4 protein-coding genes, 2 tRNA genes and 2 rRNA genes are annotated in these 11,178 nt (G+C 60.5%); 6 read left to right on the top strand and 2 right to left on the bottom strand.

From position 1 onward, the window contains the following. The first annotated feature begins 87 nt into the window (after window positions 1–87). On the top strand, window positions 88–723 hold the full coding sequence (locus tag NEZ08_RS18625) for a TIGR02594 family protein (protein ID WP_298110040.1): 636 nt from the start codon (window positions 88–90) through the stop codon (window positions 721–723). A 151-nt stretch (window positions 724–874) separates the two neighbouring features. On the opposite strand, the gene NEZ08_RS18630 is transcribed toward NEZ08_RS18625, so the two are convergent. Then, a complete protein-coding gene (locus NEZ08_RS18630; protein ID WP_298110043.1) occupies window positions 875–1,648 on the bottom strand; it encodes an MOSC domain-containing protein in 774 nt (257 codons plus the stop codon). A 237-nt stretch (window positions 1,649–1,885) separates the two neighbouring features. On the opposite strand from NEZ08_RS18630, the gene clpB reads away from it, so the two are divergent. Then, complete coding sequence (gene clpB / locus NEZ08_RS18635) at window positions 1,886–4,525, top strand: ATP-dependent chaperone ClpB (protein WP_298110045.1); 2,640 nt, start codon at window positions 1,886–1,888, stop codon at window positions 4,523–4,525. Between the two features lie 151 nt (window positions 4,526–4,676). Here the strand turns inward: clpB and NEZ08_RS18640 are convergent, their stop codons facing one another. Continuing rightward, entirely contained in the window at window positions 4,677–6,731 is a 2,055-nt protein-coding gene (locus NEZ08_RS18640) for a M23 family metallopeptidase (RefSeq protein WP_298110048.1), read from the bottom strand. 878 nt (window positions 6,732–7,609) lie between these two features. Between NEZ08_RS18640 and NEZ08_RS18645 the strand changes: the two genes are divergently transcribed. The 4 genes from NEZ08_RS18645 to NEZ08_RS18660 all read left to right on the top strand — a co-directional run. Then, window positions 7,610–9,098 (top strand): 16S ribosomal RNA (locus NEZ08_RS18645). Window positions 9,099–9,311: 213 nt separating this feature from the next. Continuing rightward, window positions 9,312–9,388, top strand: a tRNA-Ile gene (locus NEZ08_RS18650). 73 nt (window positions 9,389–9,461) lie between these two features. Next, window positions 9,462–9,537 (top strand) — tRNA-Ala (locus NEZ08_RS18655). Window positions 9,538–9,919: 382 nt separating this feature from the next. Continuing rightward, window positions 9,920–11,178 (top strand): 23S ribosomal RNA (locus NEZ08_RS18660); the annotation flags it as partial.

Consider the following 11,178-nt stretch of genomic DNA (forward strand, 5'->3'; position numbering starts at 1 on the left):
GTCCTGCAGCGGCACGATACGAATGTCAGGACCGGGACACTGGCGGCCGGTGGGGAAAGGGTGTTCTAAGAAAAGGATCAATCGAGGATGCATCAATCTCCGTTTCGCCGGTCGCTGGTCGTGCTGGCGTTGTGTTCGACGGCTTTCGCCGCCTCTGCCGCGCCGGCTGCGGCACGGTCACATCACGGCCCCCGGCGGCTCGCTCATGCCCATGAAAGCGGGCATCGCACGCGACGCCGCTTCGCCTATTCCCGTGCGCATCACGGCCATGTGGCGCGGCGATCGCGCTGGGACGAGGGCGTCGCCACGATGCACAGGCGCGGCTTCTCCAACAGCTATGCCAGCCTTGGATCGAACTCTCGCTCAGGCGGCTCCGCTTCGTCCGACCTGATCAGCGAAGCGCGCCGTTATCTCGGCGGCAATCCGACCGGCCGCGCCAGCCTGTGGTGCGCGCGCTTCATGAACATGGTGCTTGCGCGTACCGGTCACCGCGGCACCGGCTCGGACGCAGCGAGCTCGTTCGCAAGCTATGGCCATCGCGTGTCGGGCCCGCAGGTCGGTGCGATCGCGGTGATGGGCCGGCGCGGTGGCGGCCACGTCGGCATCATTACCGGCATCGGCGCCTCAGGCAATCCGGTCATGATCTCCGGCAACAACGGCAACCGCGTGCGGGAAGCCCCGATTTCGCGCAGCCGGATCTACGCCTACGTCATGCCGAATTGAGCGGTAATCCAGCCCTCGTCATTCCGGGATGGTCCGAAGGACCAGACCCGGAATCCATTCCTCCAGTCGTTGCGGCGTTCGATGCATTCCGGGCCCGATGCTGGCGCATTGCCCCGGAATGACGGCGGTGCGGGTCGCCTCTATCGCGTCGCTACACTAGCTGCGGCTGTTCGGCCGCAACTTCGTCGCCGACGCGAAGCGTGCCGGGCGCGATCACCTCGGCATAGACGCCGCAATCCATATGGCCGAGTCTCCGCTCCAGCGTGGCCGGGATTTCAAGATCGCGCATGGCGGTGTCGGGGTCGACATTGACGGCGGCGCAGCGCTTGATGCGCTTGACCACCTTCAGACGGACATCGCCGACGACAAGCGTGCGGTCGAGCAGTTCGAATTCATGCCAGGCCGGCCATCCCGCCACATACATGTTGGCGCGGAACCGCACCGGATGAACGGCGTGGCCGACGAGGCCCTCGATGGCTGCAAGGCTCGCAAGGTTGATGATCGAGACCACCTTGCGGGCGATGTCCGAGAAGCTGTGGCCTTGCGCCGAGAGCAGCTTGGGCGGTCCCCTGAGCTCGGGAGCAAAATTCGCCGCGAAGAACTGCTCGATCGCGGCACGGCCCCCCGCCGTCTCCAGATCGCCGCGCGCCGCCACCGCGCCGTCCTTTCGGATGGTCAGAAGATTGCTGTCGTCGTCGAAATGGGTCTGGAGTCCGGCCAGGCGCTCGTTGCGCATCAGCATCAGGAATTGGATCTTGGGCAGCCACCCAGGCGCCTGGGGGTCGAAGCCGGACGGGCCGTTTTCGATCGCATAGCGCCGGTCGGCGGGCAGGGTCTGGCCGATGCCGAGCGAAACCTGCGACAGCGGCTCGGCGGAGAGGCCCTTGACGGGATAGCGGTAAAGGCGCGCGATTTGTGCGGACATGTCCGTTTCTTAAGGGATTCCGGACCGCCTCGCCAGCGCACACGAATTTGTGAGGATGCCTCTTCCGTTTGCCGGCACCCCTTCCCACATTTGCCTCAAGCCGGCGCAAGAGACTCCATCAGGCGCCGGTGACGGCTGTGCCCGGTTGAGGAATGTCAACGCGGCGTGCGGAAACCCAATGAAGATGCCGGTTTGCCATGCCTTTTCAGGGTGGTTCCGGCAGGCTGAGGGAATGACATGAATATCGAAAAATATACCGAACGCGCGAGGGGTTTTGTCCAGTCCGCGCAATCGCTGGCCATGCGCGAGGGGCATCAGCAGTTTTCGTCGCTGCACATGCTCAAGGTCCTGCTGGACGACAATGAAGGTCTGGCGAGCGGCCTGATCGACCGCGCCGGCGGCAACTCCCGCGCCATCCTCAAAGCGACCGAAGAGGCGCTCAACAAATTACCGAAAGTTTCCGGCAGCGGCGCCGGCCAGGTTTATCTGGCGCCCGACCTGGCGCGGGCCTTCGATGCGGCTGAAAAGGCGGCCGAGAAGGCCGGCGACAGCTTTGTCACAGTTGAACGACTGCTCCTGGGGCTTGCGCTCACCAAGGACGGCGAGGCGGGCAACCTCTTGCGCAACGGCGGTCTCTCGCCGCAAAACCTCAATGCCGCGATCGAATCCCTGCGCAAGGGCCGCACCGCGGATTCCGCGACCGCCGAGAACGCGTATGACGCGCTGAAGAAATATGCGCGCGACCTGACGCAGGCGGCGCGCGACGGCAAGCTCGATCCGGTGATCGGCCGCGACGAGGAAATCCGACGCACCATCCAGGTGCTTTCCCGCCGCACCAAGAACAATCCCGTGCTGATCGGTGAACCCGGTGTCGGCAAGACCGCGATCGTCGAAGGTCTGGCGCTGCGCATTCTCAACGGCGACGTGCCGGAGAGCCTGAAGGACAAGCGGCTGTTGTCGCTCGACATGGGTGCACTGATCGCGGGCGCCAAGTACCGCGGCGAGTTCGAAGAGCGGTTGAAGGCCGTGTTGTCCGAGGTCACCTCGGCCGAGGGCTCGATCATCCTGTTCATCGACGAGATGCACACCCTGATCGGCGCCGGCAAGGCCGATGGCGCGATGGATGCGTCCAATCTGCTGAAGCCCGCGCTGGCACGCGGCGAATTGCATTGCATCGGCGCCACCACGCTCGACGAGTATCAGAAGCACGTCGAGAAGGATGCCGCGCTGGCGCGGCGCTTCCAGCCGATCTTCGTCTCCGAACCCTCGGTCGAGGACACGATCTCGATCCTGCGCGGCCTGAAGGACAAATACGAGCAGCACCACGGCGTGCGCATCACCGACTCCGCGCTGGTCGCCGCGGCGACGCTGTCGAACCGCTACATCACCGACCGTTTCCTGCCCGACAAGGCCATCGACCTGATGGACGAGGCGTCGGCGCGGCTGAAGATGCAGGTCGATTCCAAGCCGGAAGAGCTGGATTCGATGGATCGCGAAATCATCCGCCTCAAGATCGAGCAGGAGGCGCTGAAAAAGGAAAGCGATGCCGGTTCGAAGAGCCGCTTGCAGGCGCTCGAGAAGGAACTCGCCGAACTCGAGGAAAAGTCGGCGGCGCTGACCGCGCGCTGGAGCGCGGAAAAGAACAAGCTGTCGAACGCGCAGAAGCTCAAGAGCGAACTCGACGCCCTTCGGATCGAACTCGCCAATGCGCAGCGGCGAGGCGAATTTCAGCGCGCCGGCGAACTCGCCTATGGCCGCATTCCCGAGCTTGAGAAAAAGCTCGCCGACATCGAGGCCAAGGAAAATGCGGGCGAGATGATGGAGGAGGCGGTCACCGCCAACCACATCGCGCAGGTGGTCTCGCGCTGGACCGGCGTGCCGGTCGACAAGATGCTGGAAGGTGAAAAGGACAAGCTCCTGAAGATGGAAGCGAGCCTTGGCCAGCGCGTCGTTGGGCAGGCCGAAGCCGTGCGTGCGGTTTCGACCGCCGTGCGCCGCTCGCGTGCCGGCTTGCAGGATCCGAACCGGCCGATGGGCTCGTTCATGTTCTTGGGCCCCACCGGCGTCGGCAAGACCGAGCTGACCAAGGCGCTCGCGGAATATCTCTTCAACGACGAAACCGCGATGGTGCGTCTCGACATGTCGGAGTTCATGGAGAAGCACTCGGTGTCGCGGCTGATCGGTGCACCTCCCGGCTATGTCGGCTACGACGAGGGCGGCGCGCTCACGGAAGCGGTGCGGCGGCGGCCGTATCAGGTCGTGCTGTTCGATGAGATCGAAAAGGCGCATCCCGACGTGTTCAACGTGCTGCTTCAGGTGCTCGACGACGGCCGCCTCACCGATGGTCAGGGCCGCACCGTGGATTTCCGCAACACGCTGATCATCATGACCTCGAATCTCGGTTCGGATTTCCTGGTCAGTCAGCCGGAAGGCGAGGATACGTCAGCCGTCCGCGAGTTGGTGATGGGCGCGGTACGCGCGCATTTCCGGCCCGAATTCCTCAACCGCGTCGACGAGATCATCCTGTTCCATCGGCTGCAAAAGAGCGAGATGGGACGGATCGTCGAGATCCAGTTCGCCCGGCTGTCGAAGCTTCTGGAGGAGCGCAAGATCACGCTCACGCTGGATGCGGCGGCGCGCGACTGGCTCGCCGCCAAGGGCTGGGATCCGGCCTATGGCGCGCGTCCCCTGAAGCGGGTGATCCAGCGCAATTTGCAGGATCCGCTCGCCGAGATGATCCTGGCCGGCGAGATTCACGATGGCGAGCATGTGGCGATTTCGGCGGAAGGCAACGTGCTGACCTTCAACGGCAAGGCGCGCCAGACCGCGGAGATCGCGCAGTTTGAAGCGCCGGCGCCGAAGCGCAAGCTGAACTGACAGACTGAAATGAACGGACCCCCCGGTACGCGGACCACTTCCGCGTCCGGGGCTTCTGATGTCTGCGTGCCGTCAGCACCGCAATGTAATCGGCGGGGACGGCGGTCGTGCGGCGACCGCCCCAGGTTGCGAGCCCAACGTTGCGGGGTTTTCAGCGGGTGCTGAGCTGAATGGGACCGCTGGCATCGGAGACGCGGGAGGCGTGTCCGCTCATCATCGCATCGAGCCGGTCGCGTTCTTTCTCGAAGCCCGCCAGCAGCGAGCCTTCCAGCGATCGGCCGCGTGGCAGCTTGACGCGCATCGGGTCGACAAAGCGGCCGTTGACGAGGATTTCGTAGTGGACGTGGGCGCCGGTCGACTGCCCGGTCGAGCCGACGAACCCGATGACCTGGCCCTGCCGCACGCGCTTGCCGACTTCGAGCCCCTTGGCGAAAGCCGACATGTGGCCGTAGGCGGTTTCATAGCCGTTGTTGTGCTTGATCTTGACGTACTTGCCGTAGCCGCCTTCCCAGCCGGCGACTTCGACCACGCCGTTGCCCGAGGCGAAGATCGGCGTGCCGTAGGCGGTCGCCCAGTCGACGCCGGTGTGCATCTTCACATAGCCGAGGATCGGATGGCGGCGGGATCCGAAGCCGGAGCGCATGATGGCGTTGTTGACGGGCTTGCGGACCAGGAACTTCTTCGCGCTCTTTCCGCTCTCATCATAGAAATCGACCACCCCGTCGTCCGGGGTCTGGAAGCGATAATATTTCTTGGTTTCGCCGCCGACCGTCAGCGAAGCAAACAGCACTTCGGGCTTTTCGTTGCTGCTTGTCGAGCCTTCGTCCTCGCCGGCGAAGAACACGTCGAAGGAATCGCCCGGCTGCACCTTGCGCTGGAAGTCCACGTCATAGGAATAGATGCGGATCATGTCCTCGATGACGTTCTGGGGTACCTTGTCGCGCAGCGCGGTCTCGTAAATGCTCTGATAGAGGCGGACGCCGGTCCCATCATCCTCCTCATCGTCATCATTGCCGCCGTTGCTGGCGGCCGTCTCCGCGGCGGTGTTCATGCTTTGCACGTCGACCGCGACGTATCTGCCGAGATCGGACAAGGCTGAGACGGCTTCGATGGTGGAATCGTTGGCGACGATCACGCGACAGGGCTGTAGCCGTTGGCCGGGACCGGCCGGCGCCATCAGGATGCGAAGCTTCTGGCCTTCCTTCAGGCCGCCATCGCGGCCGCGAGGGCCGAGCGTGGCGGCGATGGCCCTTGCCTCTTCCGGTGTTGCGCCCTGCTCGCGCAGGACGGAGACGACGGTGTCGCCTTTCTTGACGACATGAACGCGCTCGCCGACCGGATTGCCGCCGGTGATCTGATCCTTGGTCTTCGGCAGCAACGTGACGTTCTCGGGTACGATCCGGGTCTCGAACCCGGCATAGGGGTCGGCCACGTTGCCTTCGGTGGCATAAGCGAGCTTGAGACCGCCCTGTGCGCCGCTGATGTCGGCGGTGGCATTGGCGAGCGATGCGTATTTCACGCCGCCGCCATTGCCATGCCAGTTCGAGGCCTCGCGCACCCGCATCCTGACCTCGTCGAGCGCGATCGTCGCGGTGATCTTGGCCTTGCTCAGAACCGGCCCGAGCTCCTTGGTGACGAAGGACACCTCGGCGTCAGGCTCCACGGCGTCCGGGTTGTTCGGATCTTCGGAGGCCGCCGGCGTGTTGCTGCCGACATCGGTCAGCAGACGCTGGGCATTGAATGGGGGGATTTTTGCCGAGAGATCGCTCGTCGACAGCGACAGGTTGCCGGAAATGCGGATGAACGGCCGCACCCGCATGACGTCGCGGTTGCCGACCCGCGTCACCGTTGAAACCCGCACGACGTTGCGCGACGCGTTGGCGTCACCCGGCGGCGGCAGCCGATCGCTCTTATGCAGGGCGACGTGATCGTTGGCGCTGAAGGCGCCGCGAAGCGCGCCCTCGACCCGTTCGGGCAGCTTGGCGAAGGTCATCTCGCCGTCGAGCGAGGCAAAAACGGCGCCGCCGATCAGGGCTGCGCCGCAAAGACCCGTCAAAATGGTGCCGCTGAACCACTGGACCGAGACGCGACGGCGGTCGATGACCGCAGCCTCGGTTCCGTCGACAGAAAGCGGGGGCTCGTGACCGAGGTCGATGACCCCCATGTCACGTCCGTATCCGCCCCCACGTGACGTCCTGTGGCTCAAACCGCCATCCCCCAAAATTCCATCGGCTTTCGACGAGACCCTGCGCCGTTCCTGAACCGCACCTCAAATCAGGGAACGGGAAGCGCGGCGTACCGCATGACTATTCGCGACAAAGGAGCCGAAAGCGCGGCCGACATCACGAATGCTAATCGGGTATAGATCTCTTCGAAGTTGTTTGTCCGTGAGAGAGAGGCGATGGGCACATGGGTGGTCTTCGCCTTTCCCCGGGTATTCTCATCGCCTGCCGCCCCCACTGGCATAAGGCGATTCAGCACCTATGTACGCCAGAACGTCGCAGGATTGTGGCTCAAGTACGGCGTTTCGGCCCTAAAAGCAGGGGTTTGAGCGCGCCGCAAAATTCTCGACGCGATGCGACGATTTGTTGACATCAGGCGTTGACAACGCCGATGAGGCGGGCTTATAAACCGCCCCACTGAGCGCGGCGCTGTTTTGGCCCTCGGCCGAAACAAGTATTCGTGCCCGTGAAGCTCCTCACTGAGATGAGTGAATCAGCAGCCGGTGGAAACCGGTTGTCATTTGTCGTCGAGTGAGATGCCCGAGAAGCTTCTTCGGAAGGTTTCGGGCGGGTAATGCTCCCGGTCATGGGAGAGGGGTTTTCGGACCCCGGGCTGTTTGACAAGTAAAGATGAAGAAAGAGAAACGTGGACGGCGGAGTCCTTGCGGATCTCGAAGTTGGGTGAGGGCTTCGGCTTTCATCTTTCGGGATCGGACGAAAGACTTCGGCGGTACACGTTTTGAATAAGGTTACACCATGATCTCTTTTGCGAGAGGTCAGGTCGCCAGCGATGTGAATCGTTGCGCGATTTCGGTGTGGACCTCGTCAAACGTTGTGATCAGCCGGTTCAAAGTTTCAAGTCCAACTTGAGAGTTTGATCCTGGCTCAGAGCGAACGCTGGCGGCAGGCTTAACACATGCAAGTCGAGCGGGCGTAGCAATACGTCAGCGGCAGACGGGTGAGTAACGCGTGGGAACGTACCTTTTGGTTCGGAACAACCCAGGGAAACTTGGGCTAATACCGGATAAGCCCTTACGGGGAAAGATTTATCGCCGAAAGATCGGCCCGCGTCTGATTAGCTAGTTGGTGAGGTAATGGCTCACCAAGGCGACGATCAGTAGCTGGTCTGAGAGGATGATCAGCCACATTGGGACTGAGACACGGCCCAAACTCCTACGGGAGGCAGCAGTGGGGAATATTGGACAATGGGCGCAAGCCTGATCCAGCCATGCCGCGTGAGTGATGAAGGCCCTAGGGTTGTAAAGCTCTTTTGTGCGGGAAGATAATGACGGTACCGCAAGAATAAGCCCCGGCTAACTTCGTGCCAGCAGCCGCGGTAATACGAAGGGGGCTAGCGTTGCTCGGAATCACTGGGCGTAAAGGGTGCGTAGGCGGGTCTTTAAGTCAGGGGTGAAATCCTGGAGCTCAACTCCAGAACTGCCTTTGATACTGAGGATCTTGAGTTCGGGAGAGGTGAGTGGAACTGCGAGTGTAGAGGTGAAATTCGTAGATATTCGCAAGAACACCAGTGGCGAAGGCGGCTCACTGGCCCGATACTGACGCTGAGGCACGAAAGCGTGGGGAGCAAACAGGATTAGATACCCTGGTAGTCCACGCCGTAAACGATGAATGCCAGCCGTTAGTGGGTTTACTCACTAGTGGCGCAGCTAACGCTTTAAGCATTCCGCCTGGGGAGTACGGTCGCAAGATTAAAACTCAAAGGAATTGACGGGGGCCCGCACAAGCGGTGGAGCATGTGGTTTAATTCGACGCAACGCGCAGAACCTTACCAGCCCTTGACATCCCGGTCGCGGACTCCAGAGACGGAGTTCTTCAGTTCGGCTGGACCGGAGACAGGTGCTGCATGGCTGTCGTCAGCTCGTGTCGTGAGATGTTGGGTTAAGTCCCGCAACGAGCGCAACCCCCGTCCTTAGTTGCTACCATTTAGTTGAGCACTCTAAGGAGACTGCCGGTGATAAGCCGCGAGGAAGGTGGGGATGACGTCAAGTCCTCATGGCCCTTACGGGCTGGGCTACACACGTGCTACAATGGCGGTGACAATGGGATGCTAAGGGGCAACCCTTCGCAAATCTCAAAAAGCCGTCTCAGTTCGGATTGGGCTCTGCAACTCGAGCCCATGAAGTTGGAATCGCTAGTAATCGTGGATCAGCACGCCACGGTGAATACGTTCCCGGGCCTTGTACACACCGCCCGTCACACCATGGGAGTTGGTTTTACCTGAAGACGGTGCGCTAACCGAAAGGGGGCAGCCGGCCACGGTAGGGTCAGCGACTGGGGTGAAGTCGTAACAAGGTAGCCGTAGGGGAACCTGCGGCTGGATCACCTCCTTTCTAAGGATGATCCTTCAGAGAGCTCACGCTCGCTATCGGATCGTTTTAGAAACATCAGGGGCCATCAGTCGCCAGACTGTTGAGCTCCATTGGCGGGATTTCGCCGTCTTCGTTTCTCTTTCTTCGCGGACGAACACGCGCCAGGGGCTTAAGCGCTAGTGCGACGCATCCGGCGCGAGCCGGCTGCGCGCCTTTTGATGCTCCTCGTGTCAGGGGCTTGTAGCTCAGTTGGTTAGAGCGCGCGCTTGATAAGCGTGAGGTCGGAAGTTCAAGTCTTCCCAGGCCCACCATTTGATCGAGTGCGTTTTCTCTTGAAGGAAATGCTGCTCAAGGACCGCTGTGAAGCATTCGTCTTCTGGTTACGGGGCCATAGCTCAGCTGGGAGAGCGCGTGCTTTGCAAGCATGAGGTCGTCGGTTCGATCCCGTCTGGCTCCACCAGATGGTTTGATTGCCGGGTATCTTACCAATCGTCCGCGAAAACATCGTTCCGCATTCACCAGTCCGGATGGACAGTGACATGCGTGATTTCTGACATCGTAAAGAGGAGATCGATCCGAGTTGGATCGTGCAGCAAATTGTTGCGCGAGCCTTCATTATCTCCGGGTCATTTCGGCGCTCGCTTTCAACCGTGAGGTTGATGGCGGGTTGTAAATGATCCTTTTAGCGAAGCTTGACCGCCTCGCTATCGGAACGATCTTACGAAGCAAGCTGGTCTTTCTAATCAGTGTCCGGCTGCACATAGCGTTCATCGAGGGCGCGTGCCGCAAGGCAATTGTGCAGACAACATTCTGCCGAGTGTGTGGACATTGATAATGAGAGCAATCAAGTGCCTTAAGGGTGTTCGGTGGATGCCTTGGCGCTGAGAGGCGATGAAGGACGTGCTACGCTGCGATAAGCCGTGGGGAGCTGCGAAGAAGCTTTGATCCGCGGATTTCCGAATGGGGAAACCCACCTTCGATAGCCGGAACTCCAAGACCTCAAGTCTTTGACTTTGAGTTTTGGGGCTTGACCAGAAATGATCGGGACCGAGACCTCGTGCAGAGATGCGAGAGGTTTTGGATTTCCGGTTATCAAGAGAAGGTATGAGACTTCTGAATAAAATAGGAGGTTTCAAGCAAACCCAGGGAACTGAAACATCTAAGTACCTGGAGGAAAGGACATCAACAGAGACTCCGTTAGTAGTGGCGAGCGAACGCGGACCAGGCCAGTGATACATCAAAGACAACCGGAACCTGTCAGGAAAGCAGGGCCTCAGAGGGTGATAGCCCCGTACGGGTAATGCGATGATGTATCCTCGAGTAAGGCGGAACACGTGCAATTCTGTCTGAACGTGGGGGGACCACCCTCCAAGCCTAAGTACTCCTCAGCGACCGATAGTGAACCAGTACCGTGAGGGAAAGGTGAAAAGCACCCCGACGAGGGGAGTGAAATAGACCTGAAACCGGACACCTACAAACAGACGGAGCCCAAGATACGTTCTGGGTGACGTCGTACCTTTTGTATTATGGGCCAGCGACTTAATTTAACGAGCAAGCTTAAGCCGATAGGTGAAGGCGTAGCGAAAGCGAGTCTGAATAGGGCGTCAAGTTCGTTGGATTAGACCCGAAACCTAGTGATCTAGCCATGAGCAGGTTGAAGGTGCGGTAACACGCACTGGAGGACCGAACGGGTGCCTGTTGAAATAGTCTCCGATGACTTGTGGTTAGGGGTGAAAGGCCAATCAAACTGGGAAATAGCTGGTTCTCCGCGAAAGATATTTAGGTATCGCCTCGGATGAATACCTCAGGGGGTAGAGCACTGGATGGGCTAGGGGGACTTACCGTCTTACCAAACCCAACCAAACTCCGAATACCTGAGAGTACTATCCGGGAGTCACACGGCGGGTGCTAACGTCCGTCGTGGAGAGGGAAACAACCCTGACCTACAGCTAAGGCCCCTAATTCGTGGCTAAGTGGGAAAGGATGTGGAAATCCCAAAACAACCAGGAGGTTGGCTTAGAAGCAGCCATCCTTTAAAGAAAGCGTAACAGCTCACTGGTCTAAATAAGGGTTTCTGCGCCGAAGATGTAACGGGGCTCAA

Source organism: Bradyrhizobium sp. (assembly GCF_027451485.1).
GTDB lineage: Bacteria > Pseudomonadota > Alphaproteobacteria > Rhizobiales > Xanthobacteraceae > Bradyrhizobium.

What these genes read in the sequence shown, in the direction of transcription:
- NEZ08_RS18625 (WP_298110040.1), top strand. Translation starts at nt 88, where the DNA reads ATGCATCAATCTCCGTTTCGCCGGTCGCTGGTCGTGCTGGCGTTGTGT.
- NEZ08_RS18630 (WP_298110043.1), bottom strand. Translation starts at nt 1,648, where the DNA reads ATGTCCGCACAAATCGCGCGCCTTTACCGCTATCCCGTCAAGGGCCTC.
- clpB (WP_298110045.1), top strand. Translation starts at nt 1,886, where the DNA reads ATGAATATCGAAAAATATACCGAACGCGCGAGGGGTTTTGTCCAGTCC.